Annotated in this window: 19 protein-coding genes; 18 read left to right on the top strand and 1 reads right to left on the bottom strand. The window is 70.8% G+C overall.

From position 1 onward, the window contains the following. Positions 1-82: 82 nt before the first annotated feature. The 13 genes from murC to M3147_RS14130 all read left to right on the top strand — a co-directional run bounded on the left by murC (position 83) and on the right by M3147_RS14130 (position 14,462). Positions 83-1,486 (top strand): UDP-N-acetylmuramate--L-alanine ligase, encoded by a 1,404-nt coding sequence (gene murC, locus M3147_RS14190; protein WP_251204128.1) that lies wholly within the window; start codon positions 83-85, stop codon positions 1,484-1,486. Between the two features lie 106 nt (positions 1,487-1,592). Next, positions 1,593-2,558, top strand: coding sequence for an FtsQ-type POTRA domain-containing protein (locus M3147_RS19560; RefSeq protein WP_251204127.1), 966 nt, complete (start codon positions 1,593-1,595; stop codon positions 2,556-2,558). Positions 2,559-2,740: 182 nt separating this feature from the next. Beyond that, entirely contained in the window at positions 2,741-3,946 is a 1,206-nt protein-coding gene (ftsZ, locus tag M3147_RS14180) for a cell division protein FtsZ (protein WP_251204126.1), read from the top strand. Further along, a complete protein-coding gene (locus M3147_RS14175; RefSeq protein ID WP_251204125.1) occupies positions 3,943-4,614 on the top strand; it encodes a YggS family pyridoxal phosphate-dependent enzyme in 672 nt (223 codons plus the stop codon). Before ftsZ ends, M3147_RS14175 begins: the two co-directional genes overlap by 4 nt. Positions 4,615-4,647: 33 nt before the next feature. Beyond that, a complete protein-coding gene (locus tag M3147_RS14170; protein WP_251204124.1) occupies positions 4,648-5,136 on the top strand; it encodes a cell division protein SepF in 489 nt (162 codons plus the stop codon). A 6-nt stretch (positions 5,137-5,142) separates the two neighbouring features. Beyond that, a complete protein-coding gene (locus tag M3147_RS14165) occupies positions 5,143-5,460 on the top strand; it encodes a YggT family protein (RefSeq protein WP_251204123.1) in 318 nt (105 codons plus the stop codon). 124 nt (positions 5,461-5,584) lie between these two features. Next, entirely contained in the window at positions 5,585-6,271 is a 687-nt protein-coding gene (locus tag M3147_RS14160) for a DivIVA domain-containing protein (RefSeq protein WP_251204122.1), read from the top strand. Then, complete coding sequence (gene lspA, locus M3147_RS14155) at positions 6,261-6,926, top strand: signal peptidase II (RefSeq protein ID WP_251204121.1); 666 nt, start codon at positions 6,261-6,263, stop codon at positions 6,924-6,926. The genes M3147_RS14160 and lspA overlap by 11 nt, the downstream gene beginning before the upstream one ends. Continuing rightward, a complete protein-coding gene (locus M3147_RS14150) occupies positions 6,926-7,846 on the top strand; it encodes an RluA family pseudouridine synthase (protein WP_251204120.1) in 921 nt (306 codons plus the stop codon). The genes lspA and M3147_RS14150 overlap by 1 nt, the downstream gene beginning before the upstream one ends. A gap of 160 nt (positions 7,847-8,006) precedes the next feature. Beyond that, on the top strand, positions 8,007-11,477 hold the full coding sequence (gene dnaE, locus M3147_RS14145) for a DNA polymerase III subunit alpha (protein WP_251204215.1): 3,471 nt from the start codon (positions 8,007-8,009) through the stop codon (positions 11,475-11,477). Positions 11,478-11,521: 44 nt separating this feature from the next. Beyond that, positions 11,522-12,832, top strand: a complete 1,311-nt coding sequence (gene hisD, locus M3147_RS14140; protein WP_251204119.1) for a histidinol dehydrogenase — start codon at positions 11,522-11,524, stop codon at positions 12,830-12,832. Between the two features lie 35 nt (positions 12,833-12,867). Beyond that, positions 12,868-13,341: a transcriptional regulator NrdR gene (nrdR, locus tag M3147_RS14135; RefSeq protein WP_189086504.1), complete on the top strand. Its 474-nt coding sequence runs from the start codon at positions 12,868-12,870 to the stop codon at positions 13,339-13,341. Positions 13,342-13,403: 62 nt separating this feature from the next. Further along, on the top strand, positions 13,404-14,462 hold the full coding sequence (locus M3147_RS14130) for a quinone-dependent dihydroorotate dehydrogenase (protein ID WP_251204118.1): 1,059 nt from the start codon (positions 13,404-13,406) through the stop codon (positions 14,460-14,462). A 24-nt stretch (positions 14,463-14,486) separates the two neighbouring features. Here the strand turns inward: M3147_RS14130 and M3147_RS14125 are convergent, their stop codons facing one another. After that, positions 14,487-15,569 (bottom strand): App1 family protein, encoded by a 1,083-nt coding sequence (locus M3147_RS14125; protein WP_251204117.1) that lies wholly within the window; start codon positions 15,567-15,569, stop codon positions 14,487-14,489. A gap of 115 nt (positions 15,570-15,684) precedes the next feature. Here M3147_RS14125 and M3147_RS14120 point away from each other — a divergent pair, with 115 nt between their 5' ends. The 5 genes from M3147_RS14120 (at position 15,685) to M3147_RS14100 (ending at position 19,614) form a co-directional block, all read left to right on the top strand. Further along, positions 15,685-16,347 (top strand): TetR family transcriptional regulator, encoded by a 663-nt coding sequence (locus M3147_RS14120; protein WP_251204116.1) that lies wholly within the window; start codon positions 15,685-15,687, stop codon positions 16,345-16,347. Positions 16,348-16,446: 99 nt separating this feature from the next. After that, complete coding sequence (locus M3147_RS14115) at positions 16,447-17,259, top strand: ABC transporter ATP-binding protein (RefSeq protein ID WP_251204115.1); 813 nt, start codon at positions 16,447-16,449, stop codon at positions 17,257-17,259. Further along, complete coding sequence (locus M3147_RS14110; protein WP_251204114.1) at positions 17,256-17,948, top strand: ABC transporter permease; 693 nt, start codon at positions 17,256-17,258, stop codon at positions 17,946-17,948. Before M3147_RS14115 ends, M3147_RS14110 begins: the two co-directional genes overlap by 4 nt. After that, the gene (locus M3147_RS14105) at positions 17,945-18,688 is read left to right on the top strand and encodes an ABC transporter permease (protein ID WP_251204113.1); all 744 of its coding nucleotides are present in this window, start codon (positions 17,945-17,947) and stop codon (positions 18,686-18,688) included. The genes M3147_RS14110 and M3147_RS14105 overlap by 4 nt, the downstream gene beginning before the upstream one ends. Then, the gene (locus M3147_RS14100; protein ID WP_251204112.1) at positions 18,685-19,614 is read left to right on the top strand and encodes an ABC transporter substrate-binding protein; all 930 of its coding nucleotides are present in this window, start codon (positions 18,685-18,687) and stop codon (positions 19,612-19,614) included. The genes M3147_RS14105 and M3147_RS14100 overlap by 4 nt, the downstream gene beginning before the upstream one ends. The last annotated feature ends 33 nt before the right edge of the window (positions 19,615-19,647 follow it).

The raw sequence follows: 19,647 nt of genomic DNA, 5'->3' as shown, positions 1-19,647 counted from the left end.
CACGGGCCGGAAGGCGCGTAACGTGGAGGGGGAGCATCGCGCTCCCGAGCAGACACCGACCAGCGAGGAAGAGCCACCCGACGTGACGATCAAGCCCGACCCCTCCACCGAGATCCCCGCCGAGCTCGGCGCCGTGCATTTCATCGGCATCGGCGGCTCCGGTATGAGCGGCATCGCGCGACTCGTGCTCGGCGACGGACATCGCGTGACCGGCTCCGACGTGCGGGACTCGGCGAACGTGCAGGCGCTGCGCGAGCTCGGCGCGGAGATCGCGATCGGTCACGACGCCGCGAACCTCCCCGACGACGTCGACACCGTCGTCGTGACCGGGGCCCTGTGGCAGGACAACCCGGAGTATCAGCTCGCCCTCGAGCGCGGCGTGCCGGTGCTGCACCGATCTCAGGCCCTCGCCGCCCTCATCGGCGGGCGGAGGCTAGTCTCGGTGGCCGGCGCGCACGGCAAGACCACCTCGACGGGCATGATCGTCACCGGACTGCTCGCGCTCGGCGCGCGGCCGAACTTCGTGAACGGCGGGGTCATCGAGGGGCTCGGGGTCAGCGCGGCCGCGGGCGACGGCGAGCTCTTCGTCGTCGAGGCCGACGAGTCCGACGGCTCCTTCCTCCTCTACGACACCTCCGTCGCGCTCATCACGAACGTCGACCCCGACCACCTCGACCACTACGGCTCGCGCGAGGCGTTCGAGCAGGCCTTCGTCGACTTCGCCGATCGGGCGCGCGAGCTCGTCGTGATCTCCTCGGACGACGCCGGGGCCCTGCGCGTCACCGAGCGGCTGTCGCACGCGAACATCGTGAGCTTCGGTGAGGCCGAGGGTGCGACGGTGCGGGTGCACTCCATCGAGACGGACGGCCCGGTCGCGTTCGCACTAAGCTACGCGGGCGCCGAATACCGTGCGCGACTGCGAGTGCCGGGCCGACACAATGCGATCAACGCGGCGGGAGCCTTCGCCGTGCTCGTCGGGCTCGGCTTCGACCCGCAGCTCGCCCTCGACGGGATCGCCGGCTTCGCCGGCACCGGCCGGCGCTTCGAACTGCACGGCACCGTCGGCGGGGTGAGCGTCTACGACGACTACGCGCACCACCCCACGGAGGTCGCCGCGGCCCTCGCCGCCGCGCGCACCGTCGTCGGCGACGGTCGGATCATCGCGGTGCACCAGCCGCACACCTACAGTCGCACGCAGGCCTTCGCGAAGGAGTTCGCGGAGGTGCTGGAGCAGTACGCCGACGAAACCGTCGTGCTCGACGTCTACGGTGCGCGAGAAGACCCGGTCCCCGGCGTCACCGGCGCCCTCGTGAGCGAACGCTTCGGCGACGCGGAGCGGGTGGCCTTCATCGCCGACTGGCAGGAGGCGGCCGACCACACCGCGCAGATCGCGCGCGACGGAGACTTCGTGATCACGCTCGGCTGCGGTGACGTCTACCGCATCGTCCCGCAGCTGCTCGCCTCGCTCGAGCGCGAGCGCGGGTGAGCTCGGGGCGCCCGTGAAGCGGCCGCAGGGCTTCGACGGGCCGCGTGCTGCGCGGTCGGGTCGTGAACGCCCGCCCTCGAGCGGGTCGGAAGAGCCTGCTGCGACGGTGCCGCTCCGCCGCGGCGGTGTCGCGGAGCGGGTCGAGCCGGAGGCCGTCACCGACCCGGTGCCGGTCGTCGGCGACCCGAATGCGACGGTCCCGCTCGGCACCGGGCCGCTCGTTGCGGGACCCGGGTTGCCGGCGGAGGGCGAGGCGCCGGTCTCGGCCGTGACTCCGGGCCGTGTCGGCGCGGGGTCGTCGGATGCTGCGGCGCGCGCGGCGCGCAAGGCGCTCGCTTCGGCGGAGCGGGCCAGGCGCCGCTACGAGCGTCGCGAGGTGCGGCGGTTCACGGCGCACACCCGGCGGCGGCGACGGGCGTGGCTGATCGGGCTCGGCGCGGCGGTCGTGTTCGTCGGCGGTGTGCTGGCCGTCGCCTACTCGCCGGCCATGGCGCTGCGCGAGGTCCGGGTGGAGGGTGCTTCGCGCATCCCGCCGGACGAGATCCGGGCGGCGTTCGACGGGGAGCTCGGCACGCCGTTGCCGCTCATCGGCTCGAGCGAGGTGAACACCGCGCTTCGCGCCTTCCCGCTCATCGAGACCTACTCGACCGAGCTGGTGCCGCCGGGCACGCTGATCGTCCGGATCACGGAACGCACCCCGGTGGGCGTCGTGCAGGGCGCCGAGGGGCTCGAGCTCGTCGATGCGGCCGGTGTCGTGATCGATCGGCCTGCGGAGCGCCCGGACGGGCAGCCCATGATCGAGGCCGGGGCCACGAACGGGGCGGGGTTCCGAGCGGCGGCGGGGGTGGTCCGCGCGCTGCCCGACGACATCCGGGGCCAGCTCGTCCGCGTGACGGCCGAGACGGCCGACGACGTGCGTCTCGAGCTCGCGAGTGGCGCGGCGGTCGTCTGGGGGAGCGCCGACGACTCCGCGCTGAAGGCGGTGGTGCTCGCGGGCCTGATGAAGAACGCACCGCCGGACACGGTGGGCCAGTACGACGTCTCCGCTCCGACGAGCCCCGTCACCGATTGACGGGACCCCCGGCGGCGCCGTTTCGTGCTCCGAGCGCAGCAATCCGGGCATCCGTTCGCGACACGCGGAGTGTCATCGTCGCGCAGGCGGGGCCGGGGACCTACCGTCGTTCTCAGGAATTGCATACTCAGCAAAACTTTAACCTTCGACTAGAGGTTCAAGGTTCCCAGGGAAGGCCGAACATGTCGACAAACCAGAACTACCTCGCCGTCATCAAGGTCGTCGGCATCGGCGGCGGCGGCGTCAACGCCGTCAACCGCATGATCGAGCTGGGCCTGCGCGGCGTCGAGTTCATCGCCATCAACACCGATGCCCAGGCGCTGCTGCTGAGTGACGCCGATGTCAAGCTCGACGTCGGTCGCGACCTCACCCGCGGACTCGGCGCCGGCGCCGACCCCGAGGTGGGCCGTCGCGCGGCCGAGGACCACGCCGAGGAGATCGAGGAGGCGCTCGCCGGCGCCGACATGGTCTTCGTCACCGCGGGCGAGGGCGGCGGCACCGGCACCGGTGGCGCTCCCGTCGTCGCGCGCATCGCGAAGTCGATCGGCGCGCTCACGATCGGTGTCGTCACGAAGCCGTTCAGCTTCGAGGGCAAGCGTCGGCAGACCCAGGCCGAGCAGGGCGTCGCGCGCCTGAAGGAAGAGGTCGACACCCTCATCGTGGTGCCGAACGACCGCCTGCTCGAGATCAGCGATCGCGGCATCTCGATGCTCGAGGCGTTCTCCACGGCCGACCAGGTGCTCCTCGCCGGTGTCCAGGGCATCACCGACCTCATCACGACCCCCGGCCTCATCAACCTCGACTTCGCCGACGTCAAGAGCGTCATGCAGGGCGCCGGGTCGGCGCTCATGGGCATCGGCTCCTCGAGAGGGGCGGACCGGGCGATCAAAGCCGCGGAGTTGGCCGTCGCGAGCCCGCTGCTCGAGGCCTCCATCGACGGCGCGCACGGCGTCCTGCTCTCGATCCAGGGTGGGTCGAACCTCGGCATCTTCGAGATCAACGATGCCGCGCGGCTCGTGCAGGAGGCGGTCCACCCCGAGGCGAACATCATCTTCGGCGCCGTCATCGACGACACCCTCGGCGACGAGGTGCGCGTGACGGTGATCGCGGCGGGCTTCGACGGCGGTGAGCCGCAGCCGAAGCAGGTGGTCGAGGCGCGCCAGCAGGCGGCCATGCCCGCCGCCGTCGGCGCCGCCGTCGGTGCGGCCGGCGTGCTGGGCTCAGGTGAGCCCGGCGACCCGATCGCCGAGATCGACATCGACGAGCTCGTCGAAACGGCGAGCTGGGGCTCGGCCGAAACGACCGCGAGCACCGCCGACCAGATCGTCTCGGACCCGGCCTTCGACGACGACGGCGACGATCTCGACATCCCCGACTTCCTGAAGTGAGCTCCCTCGCCGACCGGCTGGCCGCGGTCCGCGCCGGCATCGCGGATGCCGCGACCGCGGCCGGTCGCTCCCCGGACGAGCTGACGACGATCGTCGTGACCAAGTTCCACCCGGCGGCGCTCGTGCGCGAGCTCTCCGAGCTCGGCGTCCGCGACGTGGGGGAGAACCGTCACCAGGAGGCGCAGGCGAAGGCGGCGGAGCTCGCCGAGCTCGATCTCCGCTGGCACTTCGTCGGACAGTTGCAGAGCAAGAAGGCCAGGCAGGTCAGGTCGTACGCCTCGGTCATCCACTCCATCGACCGGGTCGCCCTCGTCGACGCGCTTCGATCCGACGAAACGAGCGTCGACTGCTTCGTGCAGTTGAACCTCACCGACGATCCCGGTCGTGGCGGTGTCGCGCCGAGCGAGCTCGAACCGCTGGTCGAGCAGGTGCTCGAGGCGCCCGGACTGCGGCTGCTCGGACTCATGGCGGTCGCCCCGCTCGACGAGCCGGCGCGACCGGCGTTCGCCCGGGTGCGCGAGCTCTCCGAGCGCGTGCAGCGGCTCGCCCCCGAGGCGGGCGCGCTGTCGATGGGGATGTCGCACGACTACGCCGATGCGATCGCCGAGGGTGCGACACACCTGAGGATCGGCACCGCAATCACGGGGAATCGCCCGGACCGCGGTTAACCTCGAAGAGACGAAGAACACCGGAGGGCAGCGATGTCGAACCCGCTCAAGAAGACCATGGTCTACCTCGGCCTCGCCGACGAGGAGCTCGAGACCGAGGCTCCCCAGCAGCAGGCCGCCGTGCCGGCACAGGCTGCACCCGCCCAGGCCGCGCCAGTCGCGGCTGCCGCCCCCAAGCAGGCGCCGGTGACGCCGCTGCGCAAGCAGCACGTCCAGCCGGTCGCCCCCCAGGTGGAGATGAACGAGATTCTGACGGTGCACCCGCGCCAGTACCGCGACGCCCAGGTGATCGCCGAGTCGTTCCGCGAGGGCGTGCCGGTCATCATCAACCTCTCGCAGATGTCCGACAACGACGCGCGTCGTCTCATCGACTTCGCGAGCGGGCTCTCGCAGGGGTTGTCCGGCAAGATCGAGCGCGTCACGAGCAAGGTGTTCCTGCTCTCGCCGGCGCACGTCGTGATCTCCGGAGAGAGCGGCGAGGTCGACGACGACGTGGAAGCGTCGTTCTTCACCCGCGCGTAGCCGGCGGTGGGCGCCCTCTCCGTCGTCTGGAGCATCCTCTCGACGCTGCTGCTCATCTATTTCTTCGTGATGTGGGGGCGGTTCGTCCTCGACCTCGTGCGCACCTTCAACCGCAGCTGGCGGCCGCGAGGCGGCTGGCTCGTGGTGGTCGAGCTCGTGTACACGGTCACCGATCCACTCATCAAGTTCTTCCGGCGGCTGGTGCCGCCGCTGCGCCTCGGCCCCGTGGCGCTCGACCTCGCGTGGAGCCTCGCCATGCTCGTCGTCATCGTGGCGATGACCGTGGTGTCCTGGCTCTCGCAGGCCACCGCGCTCGCTGGCTGACGATATCCTGCGAGCATTGCGGGCCGAGACGATCGGCCCTGCGGTCTCCCGAACACGGGTGGTACCGTAACCTGAACGTGATCCGACAGTTCGATAGTTTCGACAGATTTGAGGGTGAGCAGCCATGGCGCTAACTCCGGAAGATGTGGTCAACAAGCGCTTCCAGGCGACGAAGTTCCGTGAGGGCTACGACCAGGACGAGGTCGACGATTTCCTCGACGAGGTCGTCGTGGAGCTGCGTCGACTGAACCAGGAGAACGAGGAGCTGCGTCAGCGCCTCGCCGCCGCCGAGGCCCGCTCCGCCGACCAGCCGGCCGCGCAGGCGTCCGCGGCCACGGCGCCCGCCGCCTTCACCGAGCCCGCTTCCCAGCCGGCCACCGTCGCGGTCCCGACGCAGCAGCCGACTCCGCAGTCGGAGCTCGACGAGCAGACCTCGACGACCAACCTCCTGCAGCTGGCCCGCCGTCTCCACGAGGAGCACGTGCGCGAGGGCGTCGAGAAGCGCGACGCGCTGATCGCCGAGGGGCACGCGACCGCGGCCCGCCTCGTCGCCGAGGCCGAGGCGAAGCAGCGCCAGCAGATCGGCATCCTCGACCAGGAGCGCGTGGCGCTCGAGAAGCGGGTCGACGAGCTGCGCGTCTTCGAGCGCGAGTACCGTCAGAAGCTGAAGAGCTACATCGAGGGTCAGCTGCGCGACCTCGACACCGCCGCGCCGGTGCAGGTGTCGGGCAACCAGGGCTTCTCGGCCCCCGTGAGCGCCTCGGCGCAGGGCGAGCAGCAGGCGCCCACCTTCCAGGGCTTTGGCGCCTGAGCGCAGCGCCAAGGTCGGCACCGCTACCGCACTTCTGGTCCTCGCCGGCGCCGCCGTGGTGGCGTACGGCCTCGATCAGCTGACCAAGTACCTGGTCGTCTCGAACCTCACCGAGGGCGAGACGGTCCAGGTGCTCGGGCAGGTGCTCGAGTTCCAGTTCGTGCGGAACCCGGGTGCGGCGTTCTCGCTCGCGAGCGGGATGACCTGGATCTTCACGATCCTCGCGGCCGGCGTCATCACCTTCATCATCTGGTTCTCCCGGCGCATCAAGTCGGTCGCGTGGGCGATGGTCTTCGGACTCCTGCTCGGCGGGGTGCTCGGCAACCTGACCGACCGGCTCTTCCGGGAGCCGAGCTTCGGGCTCGGGCACGTCGTGGACTTCATCTCGACGCCCTGGATGCTGCCGGCGATCTACAACATCGCCGACATCTCGATCGTGTCGAGCATGGCGCTGTTCATGATCCTGACGATCCGCGGCATCGGGCTCGACGGCTCCCGCGAGGAGCGGCAGAGCAAGGGCGTGCCGACGGCCGAGGCCTCCGCGGCCGAGGCGCAGGCGGCCGAGCCGCAGGCGTCGGCCGACCCGGACGCCGCAGGCGAGGCCGACCCGGGGCCCCGAACCAGCGTGCCCGCACCGCGGCCGAGCGAGTCCTGATGGAGCACCGCTCGTTGCCCGTCCCGGACGGGCTCGAGGGTGCGCGCGTCGATCAGGGGCTCGCGAAGCTGCTCGGCTTCTCCCGAACGCAGGCGGCCGATGTGGCGTCGGCCGGCGGGGTGCTCGTCGACGGCTCGGTGGCCGGCAAATCGGACCGGCTGCGCGCCGGGGCCTGGCTCGAGGTGAGCTGGGAGCCCCCGCGCACGCTCGAGGTCGAGCCGATCGCGGTCCCGGACCTCGGCATCGTGCACGACGACGACGACCTCGTCGTCGTCGACAAGCCGGCCGGGGTCGCGGCGCACCCCTCGCTCGGCTGGAACGGCCCGACCGTCGTCGGCGCCCTCGCCGCGGCCGGCTTCCGCATCTCGACCTCGGGCGCCCCCGAGCGGCAGGGCGTGGTGCACCGCCTCGACGCCGGCACGAGCGGGCTCATGGTGGTGGCCAAGTCCGAGCGGGCGTACACGGCGCTGAAGCGCGCGTTCCACGACCGCGAGGTGGAGAAGATCTACCACACGGTCGTGCAGGGCCATCCCGATCCCTTCGCCGGCACGATCGACGCGCCCGTCGGCCGCCATCCGCGCTCCGAGTGGAAGTTCGCGGTCGTCGCCGACGGCAAGCACGCGGTGACCCACTACGAGACGCTCGAGGCGTTCCCCTCCGCCTCGCTGCTCGAGGTGCAGCTCGAGACGGGACGGACGCATCAGATCCGCGTGCACATGGCGGCGCAGCGGCATCCCTGCGTCGGCGATGCGATGTACGGCGCCGATCCGACGATCTCGGCACGGCTCGGGCTCGAACGGCAGTGGCTGCACGCGAAGCAGCTCGCGTTCGTGCACCCGGGCGCGGGGGAGTGGGCGACGTACGTGTCGGAGTATCCCGCAGATCTCGCGCACGCGCTCGACGTGCTGCGCGCCGACTGACCCGCACTCAGCGCGTCCTCGGTGGTGGGTCGGCGGTCGGCATGTGGGTGGCCCGCCGTAGACTCTCAGCACACCCCAGAACCACCCGCAGCACCACCCGATGAGGAGCCACGTGGCCGCCGATTCCTTCGTTCATCTGCATGTCCACTCCGAGTACTCGATGCTCGACGGCGCCGCGCGAGTCGGGGAGCTCATCAAGGCCGCCCAGGGGCACGAGATGCCCGCCGTCGCGGTCACCGACCACGGCAACGTGTTCGGCGCCTACGACTTCTGGAAGCAGGCGACCGACGCCGGCATCAAACCGATCATCGGCACCGAGGCCTACCTCACCCCGCGCACCGACCGTCGAGACAAGACGCGGGTGCGCTGGGGCGACGGCGGCGGCGACGACGTGTCCGGCTCCGGCGCGTACACGCACATGACGCTGCTCTCCGAGACCACCGAGGGCATGCACAACCTGTTCCGGCTCTCGAGCCTCGCCTCGATCGAGGGCTACTACTTCAAGCCGCGCATGGACCGCGAGCTCCTGCAGACCTACTCCAAGGGGCTCATCGCCACCACGGGGTGCCCGTCGGGCGAGGTGCAGACGCGCCTCCGCCTCGGCCAGTACGACGAGGCGGTGGAGGCGGCCGCGGAGTTCCGTGACATCTTCGGCAGCGAGAACTTCTTCTGCGAGATCATGGACCACGGCCTCGGCATCGAGAAGCGCATCATGGACGATCTGCTGCGCCTCGCGAAAGACCTGGGGCTGCCGCTCGTCGCCACGAACGACCTGCACTACACCCATGCGCACGACGCGAAGAGCCACGCCGCGCTCCTCTGCGTGCAGTCGGGCTCGACGCTCGACGACCCGAATCGGTTCAAGTTCGACGCCGACGAGTTCTATCTGAAGACCGCGGCCGAGATGCGCCACCTCTTCCGAGACCACCCCGAGGCCTGCGACAACACGCTCGCGATCGCCGAACGCTGCGACGTCCAGTTCAACACCAGCGCGAACTACATGCCGCGCTTCCCCGTGCCGCAGGGCGAGAACGAGGAGAGCTGGTTCGTGAAGGAGGTCGAGAAGGGGCTGCACCAGCGCTACCCGAACGGCATCCCGGCCGAGGTGCGCAAGCAGGCCGACTACGAGGTCGGCGTCATCAGCCAGATGGGCTTCCCCGGCTACTTCCTCGTCGTCGCCGACTTCATCAACTGGTCGAAGGAGAACGGCATCCGCGTGGGCCCCGGCCGTGGCTCGGGCGCCGGCTCCATGGCGGCGTACGCGATGAAGATCACCGACCTCGACCCGCTGCAGCACGGGCTCATCTTCGAGCGCTTCCTGAACCCCGACCGCGTCTCGATGCCCGACTTCGACGTCGACTTCGACGAGCGTCGGCGCGGTGAGGTCATCAAGTACGTCACTGAGAAGTACGGCGAGGAGCGCGTCGCGCAGATCGTCACCTACGGCACCATCAAGGCCAAGCAGGCGCTGAAGGACTCGGGCCGCGTGCTCGGCTTCCCCTTCTCCATGGGCGAGAAGCTCACGAAGGCGATGCCGCCGGCCGTCATGGGCAAGGACATCCCGCTCTCGGGCATCGTCGACAAGGACCACCCGCGCTACAAGGAGGCGGGAGACATCCGGGCGATCATCGAGACCGACCCCGAGGCGCGCACCGTCTTCGACACCGCGCTCGGGCTCGAGAATCTGAAGCGCCAGTGGGGGGTGCACGCGGCCGGCGTGATCATGTCGAGCGACCCGCTCATCGACATCATCCCGATCATGAAGCGCGAGCAGGACGGCCAGATCGTCACGCAGTTCGACTACCCGGCGTGCGAGTCCCTCGGGCTCATCAAGATGGACTTCCTGGGTCTGCGAAACCTCACGATCATCGACGACGCCCTCGACAACATCGAGGCGAACCGCGGCTTCCGCCCCGTGCTCGAAGACCTCGCCCTCGACGACCAGCCGGCGTACGACCTCCTGTCCCGCGGCGACACGCTCGGGGTGTTCCAGCTCGACGGCGGCCCGATGCGGTCGCTGCTGCGACTCATGAAGCCCGACAACTTCGAGGACATCTCCGCGGTCATCGCGCTCTACCGCCCCGGCCCCATGGGCGCGAACTCGCACACCAACTACGCGCTCCGGAAGAACGGGCTGCAGGAGATCACCCCGATCCACCCCGAGCTCGCCGAGCCCCTGAAAGACATCCTCGACACGAGCTACGGCCTCATCATCTACCAGGAGCAGGTGATGGCGATCGCGCAGCGGGTGGCCGGCTTCTCCCTCGGCCAGGCCGACATCCTTCGGCGTGCGATGGGCAAGAAGAAGAAGTCCGAGCTCGACAAGCAGTACGCGGGCTTCTCCCAGGGCATGATCGACAACGGCTACTCGGAGGCCGCGATCAAGACGCTGTGGGACATCCTGCTCCCGTTCTCCGACTACGCGTTCAACAAGGCGCACTCGGCCGCCTACGGCGTGCTGAGCTACTGGACCGCCTACCTCAAGGCCCACTATCCGGCGGAGTACATGGCCGCCCTCCTCACGAGCGTCGGCGACGCCCGTGACAAGCTCGCGCTCTATCTCAACGAGTGCCGACGCATGGGCATCAAGGTCCTGCCGCCCGATGTCAACGAATCCATCGGCTTCTTCGCCGCGGTCGGCGACGACATCCGCTTCGGTCTCGGCGCGGTGCGGAACGTCGGGTTCAACGTCGTCGACGCGATCCGCGCAGCGCGCGACGAGAAGGGGCGGTTCGAGTCGTTCCATGACTTCCTGAAGAAGTCGCCGCTCCAGGTCGCGAACAAGCGCACCGTCGAATCCCTGATCAAGGCGGGTGCCTTCGACTCGCTCGGCGACACACGGCGCGCGCTCGTCGAGACGCACGAATCGGCGGTCGACGGCGCGGTCGCGACGAAGCGCGTCGAGGCGACCGGGCAAGCCGGGTTCAACTTCGACGACCTCTTCGACGAGGGCGAGCGCTCCGAGGTCGCCTCGCAGGTGCCGCCGCGGCCCGAGTGGCCGAAGAGCACGAAACTCGCGTTCGAGCGCGAGATGCTCGGGCTCTACGTCTCCGACCACCCGCTGGCCGGCCTCGAGGTGCCGCTCGCGAAGCACGCCTCGACGACGATCGCCGACCTCGTCAGCTCGGAGCACACGCAGGACGGCGACACGGTGGTGGTCGCGGGACTCGTGACGAGCGTGCAGCACCGCATCGCGAAGTCCTCCGGCAATCAGTACGGCATGATCCAGGTCGAGGACTTCTCCGGCGAGATCACCGTGATGTTCATGGGCAAGGCCTACCAGGAGTTCGCGCCCGGACTGCAGGCCGACTCGATCGCGGTCGTCCGCGGCCGGGTGAGCATGCGCGACGACGGCATGAACCTGCACGCCTTCAGCGTCTTCACCCCCGATCTCGGTCAGGGCGATGAGAGCGGGCCCGTGATGATCTCCGTGCAGGACGTGCGCGCCACGACCGACACGATCACGGCGCTCGGCGAGGTGCTCGCGCGGCACCGAGGCGACACCGAGGTGCGGCTCCGGCTCGTGAAGGGCGGCACGGCGCGCGTCTTCGAGGTGCCGCACCCGGTCCGGGTGACGGCCGACTTCTACGGCGAGCTGAAGAGCCTGCTCGGGCCGAACTGCCTGAGCTGAGCCGCACCGGGCGCAGGCTCCGGCCTCGCTAGGCTGGAGCCCTGATGCTGCGAACGATCGATCTCCGCGGAACCCGTCCGACCCAGCGCGAGCTGCTCGCGCTCGTGCCCCGAGCCGCCACCGACGTGTCGGCTGCGCTCGAGACCGCTCGAGCGCTCGTCGAGGAGGTCCGCGAGCACGGCGAGCAGGCGCTCCTCGCCCAGGCGGAGCGTCTCGATCGAGTGCGCCCGCCCGCGATCCGGGTGCCCGACGCTGAACTGCAGGCGGCGCTCGACGGGCTCGCTCCCGAGGTCCGCCGGGCCGTCGAGTCGACCATCGAGCGGGTCCGCGCCTCGAGCGCGGCGCAGGTGCCCGCGCCCGCACGCACGGTGCTCGCCGACGGCGCCGTCGTGGAGCAGCGCTGGCAGCCGGTCGCCCGGGTGGGCCTCTACGTCCCCGGCGGCAAGGCCGTGTACCCCTCGAGCGTCGTCATGAACGTCGTGCCCGCCCAGGCCGCAGGGGTCGCCTCGATCGCGCTCGCCTCGCCGCCGCAGGCCGCCCACGGCGGGCGCATCCACCCGACGGTCGCCGCCGTCGCCGCGCTCCTCGGCATCACCGAGGTCTACGCGATGGGCGGCGCCGGGGCCATCGGCGCCTTCGCGTACGGGGTCGACGAGCTCGGCCTCGACCCGGTGCAGCGGGTCACCGGCCCGGGCAACGTGTACGTGGCCGCCGCGAAGCGGGTGGTCGCCGCCGTCACGGGGATCGACGCCGAGGCGGGGCCCACCGACATCCTCGTCATCGCCGACGACGCGGCGGACGCCGATTTCGTCGCGGCCGACCTGATCAGCCAGGCGGAGCACGACGAGCTCGCCGCCTCGGTGCTGGTCACCGACTCGGAGGCGTTCGGCGAGCGGGTGCTCGACCGGCTCGCGGCGCGCGCCGAGGCGACGAAGCACCGCGAACGCGTGCTCGCGGCGCTCGGCGGGGCGCAATCGGCGCTCGTGCTCGTCGACGACCTCGCGCAGGCCGCGGCCTTCGCGAACGCGTTCGGTCCCGAGCACCTCGAGATCCAGGTCCGCGACCCCGATGCGGTCCTCGCGGACATCGAGAACGCCGGGGCGATCTTCCTCGGCCCGTACTCGCCGGTGAGCCTCGGCGACTACGCGGCGGGCTCCAACCATGTCCTGCCGACGGGCGGCCAGGCCCGGCACGCCGCCGGGCTCTCGGCGGCCACCTTCCTGCGGCCGCAGCAGCTCGTCCGCTACGACGAGCGGGCGCTCCGCGAGGTCGCGCCGGTCATCGCCGCCCTCTCGGCCGAGGAAGACCTGCCGGCCCACGGCGAGGCCGTGACGGCGCGCTTCCCCGAGGGCTGAGCCGGCCTCCGAGCCGGGGGTAGGCTTGGCACACCATGTACTGCCCGTTCTGCCGCCACCCAGATTCGCGTGTCATCGACTCCCGCACGAGCGACGACGGACTCTCGATCCGACGCCGTCGGCAGTGCCCGGAGTGCGGGCGCAGGTTCTCGACCACCGAGACGGCGAGCCTCGTCGTCATTAAGCGCTCCGGGGTCGTCGAGCCGTTCAGCCGCGAGAAGGTCGTGCTGGGGGTGCGCAAGGCCTGCCAGGGGCGCCCGGTGACGGATTCCGACCTCGCGGTGCTGGCGCAGAAGGTCGAGGAGACGATCCGGTCGACCGGGGCCTCGCAGATCGAGGCGAACGACATCGGGCTCGCCATCCTGCCCCCGTTGCGCGAGCTCGACGAGGTGGCGTACCTGCGCTTCGCGAGCGTGTACCAGGCGTTCGAGTCGCTCGACGACTTCGACGCGGCGATCGCGCAGCTCCGCGAGGAGCACGGTCGCCTGCCCGCGCGCCCGGTCGAGTGAGCCTCGCAGGGCGCGACGAGCGTCGCACCCGCGTTCCCCGCCTCCGGTAGCCTGGCTCCGGCATGTATCGACTCCTCTTCTCGCTCTTCCTGTCGAAGCTCGACCCCGAAGACGCGCACCACCTCGCCTTCCGCGTCATCCGCGCGCTGCCCACCCTCGGCGTCGGCCGCCTCGTGGAACGCTTCACCGGCCCCGACTCCTCGCTCGCGGTGGAGACGCTGGGACTCCGGTTCCCCTCGCCGTTCGGCGTCGCGGCCGGCTTCGACAAGGACGGCTTCGCGGTCCGGGGCCTCGGCAACCTCGGCTTCGGCCACGTCGAGGTCGGCACGATCACCGCGATCGCGCAGCCCGGCAACGAGCGGCCCCGACTCTTCCGACTCGTCGCCGATCGTGCGCTCATCAACCGCATGGGCTTCAACAACGGGGGAGCGGATGCCGCGGCCGGCCGTCTCTCCCGGCTCGCTCGCCGCACGCACCGCCCCGTCCTGGGGGTGAACATCGGCAAGAGCCGGGTCACCGCCGTCGAGGACGCCGTCGCCGACTACGAGCGGAGCGCGAGCGTGCTCGCCCCATTCGCCGACTACCTCGTGGTGAACGTCAGCTCGCCGAACACGCCCGGACTCCGCGGCCTGCAGGAACTCGACGCGCTCGCCCCGCTGCTCGAGACGGTTCGCGCGGCGGCCGGTTCCACGCCGTTGCTCGTGAAGATCGCGCCGGACCTCGCCGACGAGGAGGTGCGCCGCATCTGCGCACTGGTGCTGCGGATCGGCCTGGACGGCATCATCGCGACGAACACCACGATCTCCCGGGCGGGCTTGAAGACCCCGGCCGCCGAGGTCGAGGCGAAGGGCGCCGGCGGGCTCTCCGGCGCGCCGCTCGCCGCCCGCTCGCTCGAGGTGCTCCGACTCATCCGGGCGGAGGTCCCGGCGGAGCTCTGCGTGGTCTCGGTCGGCGGCGTCGAGACCGCGGCCGATGTGCAGGACCGACTCGATGCGGGGGCGACCCTCGTGCAGGGCTATTCGGCCTTCATCTACCGCGGGCCGTTCTGGGCGCGGCAGGTGAACCGCGGGCTGCTCCGCTTCCGCCGGTCGCGGGAGCAGGCCGGCCCGCGTCGCGGCTGATCGCGCTTCGTCCCGGCGCCCGGCTCAGGTGCCGCTGCCGCGCCCGGTGAGCACACCGGCCTCGGCCAGCCGGTCGGCGAGGGAGGAGCCGTCGCTGGCGGAGACCCACGGGATGCCGTCGTCGTGCTCCCCGACCTTCGTGCGCCCGCCGGCGAGCACCGCCTCACCGGTCGAGAGCTGCCGGATCGCGATCGCGGCGACGCGGTCGGGGTACTCCTCGGCGAAGCTCGCGTAGAGCTCTTCGTCGTGCTGGCCGTCGTCGCCGATGAGGAGCCAGCGGATGCCGGGGAACTCCTCGGCGAGCCGACGCAGGTTCTGCTCCTTGTGCGCGCGGCCGCTGCGGAACCAGCGGTCGTGGGTCGGCCCCCAGTCGGTGAGGAGCAGGGGGCCGGCGGGGAACAGGTTGCGGGAGAGGAAGCGCGTCAGCGTCGGGGCGACGTTCCACGCTCCGGTCGAGAGGTAGATGACCGGCGCGCCCGGATGAGAACGAGCGAGGCGCTCGAACAGCACTGCCATGCCGGGGGTCGGGATCCTGGCGTGCTCGGCGAGCACGAAGGTGTTCCAGGCCGCCACGAGGGGGCGCGGGAGCGCGGTCACCATGACGGTGTCGTCGACGTCGGAGATGATGCCGAAGTCGGTTTCGGGAGAGACGACGAGGACGGGCGCCTCGACCTCGACGGCGCCCTCGGTCGAGAGGATGGCGCGATGCCAGCCCGGTGCGAGCGCGACCGGGATCTTGGTGTCGACGACGCCGCCGCGGTCGGCGAGCACCTCGATGCGCACCTCGCCGATGCGGATGACGACCGGCACGTCGCCGACCGGGACGCTCGTGAAGCTCCGCCAACCGCGGATGCTCTCCTGGCCGGGCCGCCGCCGTCGGCGGCCGCTGGGCTCGTCGCCGGTGCGCGGTTTCGAGAGCAGCACGCGGCAGAACACGCGCACCCAGTCGGTGGAGCCGTAGCCGGTGTAGGGAACGACCGTCGGCACGTGCCCGCGGCGCCGGGCGAACCGCTCGCGGACCTCGTGCACCCAGTCCTCGAAGCGTGCGGCGCCGTGCCGGGCCGTCCGCTCGGGGGGTCCGGGCGGGTTGGGAGGGCTCGCCGGCATCCCCTCAGTCTGTCATGCCCGCGTGGACCGGGGCGAACCGCGGCGCGCGGCGCCGGCGCGGTCGGATCGGCGCCGACGGCCAGGTAAAGTAGCCAGGCAAGTCCAAGGAGGTTTCGTGTCGAACGTCGACCTGATCCTCGGTACCGACCACGCTCGGAAGCGTACCGTCCGTACCGAACCGACCCAGCGTCGCAGCTCGCAGCGCCTCGACGCGCTGCTCGACGCCGCTGCTGAGATCGTCGACGAGATCGGCTTCGAACGGCTCACCACGCAGATGGTGGCCGAGCGAGCCGGGGCCTCCATCGGCACGGTGTACCGCTACTTCCCCGATCGGGTCGCGGTGCTGCACGCACTGCGCGAGCGGTCCGTGCGTCGATACCGGGAGCGGGTCGCCGATCTCTTCGACGGCACCGAGCTCGACGGCTGGTGGCACGCGGTCGAGCTCGCCGTCGACGCCTGCATCGACCTGTACCGCGACGAGCCCGGCTTCAGCGTCGTGCACGGCTCCGAGCGCGAGCTCAGCGACGACGGCATCGAACCCGAGTTCGCCGACCGGCTCGCGAGCGTGATCGAGGCGGAGTTCGGCGAGCTGGACGACGGGCAGGAGCTGCGGTTCCGCCTCGGCGTCGCGATCGAGCTCGTCGACTCGCTCGTGAACCGCGCGTTCCTGCGCAATCCTGACGGCGACGAGCGCTATCTGCGCGAGGCGAAGCGGGTGGTGCGCGAGTACCTCGAGGGCGCGCTCGAGGTGCGCGCCCGGGTCGGATCCGCAGCATAGTCCACCCGCGCCGCGCCGACGGAGGCGTTGCCCGCCGGCCGGATTGGTGTTTGGCTGGTCCTCGCGCGTTCGGACCTTCCGGGCGGGGGAGAGCGATACATGATCGAATTCCGCGGCGTCACCAAGCAGTATCCCGACGGCACGGTCGCGGTCGGCGGGGTGGACCTGATCGTCCCCCCGCGCACGACCACCGTGCTCGTCGGCACCTCAGGGTCCGGCAAGACCACCCTGCTGCGCATGATCAACCGCATGGTCGACCCGAGTCAGGGAGCCGTGCTGATCGACGGCACCGATGTCGCGACGGTCGATCCGGTGCGCCTTCGCCGCTCGATCGGCTACGTGATGCAGAACTCGGGGTTGCTGCCGCACCGCACGGTGCTCGACAACGTCATGACGGTGCCGCTGCTGAACGGGACGCGCCGTCAGTCGGCGCGGGCCCGGGCGATGGAGCTGCTCGAGACGGTCGGACTGGATGCCTCGCTCGCGCAGAAGTATCCGGCGCAGCTGTCGGGCGGGCAGCAGCAGCGCGTCGGCGTCGCCCGGGGCCTCGCCGCCGATCCGAACATCCTGCTCATGGACGAGCCGTTCGGCGCCGTCGACCCGCTCGTGCGGCAGGAGCTGCAGCAGGAGCTCCGCCGACTGCAGCGTGAGCTCGGCAAGACCGTCGTCTTCGTCACCCACGACATCGACGAGGCGTTCCTCCTCGGCGACCAGGTCGTGCTGCTCCGCACGGGCGGCAAGGTGGTGCAGTCCGGCACGCCGGCGGAGTTCCTCGCGAGCCCCGCCGACGACTTCGTCAGCGGGTTCGTCGGCGCGGATCGCGGGCGTCGACGGCTCCGGCTCGAGGAAGTGGACGGTCAGCGCGTGGTGGTCGACGAGGACGGCCGGCCGGCGGGAGTCCTCGAACCGTGAACTGGCTCGTCCAGAACGTCGGACTCGTCGGCGAGCTCCTGCTCGTCCACCTCGCGTTGTCGGTGCCCGCGATCATACTGAGCTTCGTGATCGCGATCCCGATCGGCTACCTCGCCCACCGGCAACGGTGGGCCAGAGGCGTGCTGCTCACCCTCTGCGGCGTGCTCTACGCGATCCCGTCCCTGGCGCTGTTCATCGCGCTGCCCGCGATCACCGGCTTCGGCATCCGCTCGCCGCTGAACCTCGTCGTCGCGCTGACGCTCTACGGCATCGCCGTCATGGTGCGCACGGCCGCCGACGCCTTCGACGCGGTGTCGCCCGACACCCGCCTCGCGGCGACGGCCGTCGGGTACTCGGCCGCCGGCCGGTTCTGGGCCGTCGAACTGCCGCTGGCCGGCCCCGTGCTGATCGCGGGGCTCCGCGTGGTCATCGTGAGCACCGTGAGCCTCGTGACCGTCGGTGCGGTGATCGGCGTGCAGAGCCTCGGCAGCCTGTTCACCGACGGCTTCCAGCGCGGGATCGTGGCCGAGATCGTCACCGGCATCGTGGCGACGATGCTGCTCGCGCTCGTGCTCGACGCGCTGAGCGTGGTCGCCGGGCGGCTGCTGCTGCCGTGGGCGCGGCGAGCAGCGCCCGGCCGGCGCAGTTCGGCGCAGCCCGTCGCGGTCGAGGCGGGTGAGCCCGCATGAACCTCTTCGCCGAGGCGATCGCCTGGCTCTTCGGTCCTGATAACTGGGCCGGTCCCAGTGGCATCACCGCGCGGCTGCTGCAGCACCTGGTGGTCTCGGCGGTGGTCCTCGTCATCGCCGCGGTCATCGCGCTGCCGGTCGGCGGCGTCATCGGCCATACCGGTCGCGGCAAGCAGCTCGCCGTGATGGTGTCCGGAGGGCTCCGCGCACTGCCGACCCTCGGCGTGCTGACGCTCTTCGGCCTCTGGCTCGGCATCGGCTTGCGCGCGCCCGTGCTCGCCCTCGTCATCCTCGCGATCCCGCCGCTGCTCGCCGGCGCCTACGCCGGTTTCGAGTCGGTCGACCGGCGCACGATCGACGCCGCCCGCGCCATGGGCATGCGCGAGACCCAGATCGTCGGCAAGGTGGAGCTGCCCATCGGGCTGCCGATCGTGGTGGGCGGCATCCGTTCGGCGGCGCTGCAGGTCATCGCCACCGCGATGCTCGCCGCCTACCTCGCCGACGTGGGCCTCGGCCGATTCATCTTCGAAGGCCTGAAGACGCGGGACTACGCGCAGATGCTCGGCGCCTCCCTCCTCGTCATCCTGCTCGCCCTCGTCGTCGACGGTGCGTTCGCCCTCGTGCAGCGCCTCGTCACCCCGACCGGGGTGCGCCTCGCCCGTTCCGCCCGCACCGGCGGCGAACCGGCACGCAAGCGCACCCCTGCCCGACGCACCATCACCGAAGGGAATCCAGTATGAACACGGCACGCAAGACCCTCCGCATCGCCCTGGCGGCCGTCGCCGTCGGCGCGATGACCGCCCTCGCGGGCTGCGCCGCGGGCGGCGACCCGCTCGACGAATCGTCCTCGCCCGGAGGCTCGGGCGGCGACGCGATCGTCATCGGCTCGCAGGACTACTACTCGAACGAGATCATCGCCGAGATCTACGCCCAGGCACTGGAGGAGAACGGCTTCACCGTCGACCGCCAGTTCCGCATCGGGCAGCGCGAGGTCTACATGCCCGAGATCGAGGACGGCGCCATCGACGTCTTCCCCGAGTACACGGGCAACCTGCTGCAGTTCTTCGAGCCCGACACGACGGCGACGACGAGCGACGACGTGTACAGCGCGCTCGAGGGCGCACTGCCCGACGGGCTGCGCGTGCTGGACCAGTCGCCCGCGACCGACCAGGACTCGTACAACGTCACCAAGGCGTTCTCCGAGGCGAACAACGTGAAGAGCCTCGCCGACCTCAAGAACGTCACGACGCCGATCACGCTCGGCGGCAACTCCGAGCTCGCGACCCGGCCCTACGGCCCCGAGGGACTGAAGTCGGTGTACGGCGTCGACGTGGCCTTCACGCCCATCGAGGACAACGGCGGCCCGCTCACGCTGAAGGCGCTCGTCGACGACCAGGTGCAGCTAGTGAACATCTTCAGCGCCGATCCGAACATCGCCGCGAACGACCTCGTGACGCTCGACGACCCGGAGGGCCTCTTCCTCGCCTCGAACGTCGTGCCCGTCGTGAGCAAGAAGGTCACCGACGAGATGGCGAAGGTCATCGACACGGTGAGCGCGGCGCTCTCCCCGGAGGACCTCGTGGCGCTCAACTCCCTGAGCGTCAACGAGCAGCAGTCGGCCGCGCAGATCGCGAAGGACTGGCTGGCCGAGAAGTCGCTGTTCTGACGCACGGCTGAGCGGAGACCGTTGAGCAGAGGG

Source organism: Agromyces mediolanus, assembly GCF_023715325.1.
Taxonomy (GTDB): Bacteria; Actinomycetota; Actinomycetes; order Actinomycetales; family Microbacteriaceae; genus Agromyces; species Agromyces mediolanus_A.
Note: the sequence above shows the minus strand (reverse complement) of the source record. Positions and strands in the feature narration are given on the sequence as shown.

Coding starts and splice junctions, on each gene's coding strand:
- hisD (WP_251204119.1), top strand. CDS start 11,522: ATGCTGCGAACGATCGATCTCCGCGGAACCCGTCCGACCCAGCGCGAG.
- M3147_RS14100 (WP_251204112.1), top strand. CDS start 18,685: ATGAACACGGCACGCAAGACCCTCCGCATCGCCCTGGCGGCCGTCGCC.
- M3147_RS14115 (WP_251204115.1), top strand. CDS start 16,447: ATGATCGAATTCCGCGGCGTCACCAAGCAGTATCCCGACGGCACGGTC.
- M3147_RS14125 (WP_251204117.1), bottom strand. CDS start 15,569: ATGCCGGCGAGCCCTCCCAACCCGCCCGGACCCCCCGAGCGGACGGCC.
- M3147_RS14130 (WP_251204118.1), top strand. CDS start 13,404: ATGTATCGACTCCTCTTCTCGCTCTTCCTGTCGAAGCTCGACCCCGAA.
- M3147_RS14170 (WP_251204124.1), top strand. CDS start 4,648: ATGTCGAACCCGCTCAAGAAGACCATGGTCTACCTCGGCCTCGCCGAC.
- ftsZ (WP_251204126.1), top strand. CDS start 2,741: ATGTCGACAAACCAGAACTACCTCGCCGTCATCAAGGTCGTCGGCATC.
- M3147_RS14105 (WP_251204113.1), top strand. CDS start 17,945: ATGAACCTCTTCGCCGAGGCGATCGCCTGGCTCTTCGGTCCTGATAAC.
- dnaE (WP_251204215.1), top strand. CDS start 8,007: ATGCTCGACGGCGCCGCGCGAGTCGGGGAGCTCATCAAGGCCGCCCAG.
- nrdR (WP_189086504.1), top strand. CDS start 12,868: ATGTACTGCCCGTTCTGCCGCCACCCAGATTCGCGTGTCATCGACTCC.
- M3147_RS14160 (WP_251204122.1), top strand. CDS start 5,585: ATGGCGCTAACTCCGGAAGATGTGGTCAACAAGCGCTTCCAGGCGACG.
- M3147_RS14150 (WP_251204120.1), top strand. CDS start 6,926: ATGGAGCACCGCTCGTTGCCCGTCCCGGACGGGCTCGAGGGTGCGCGC.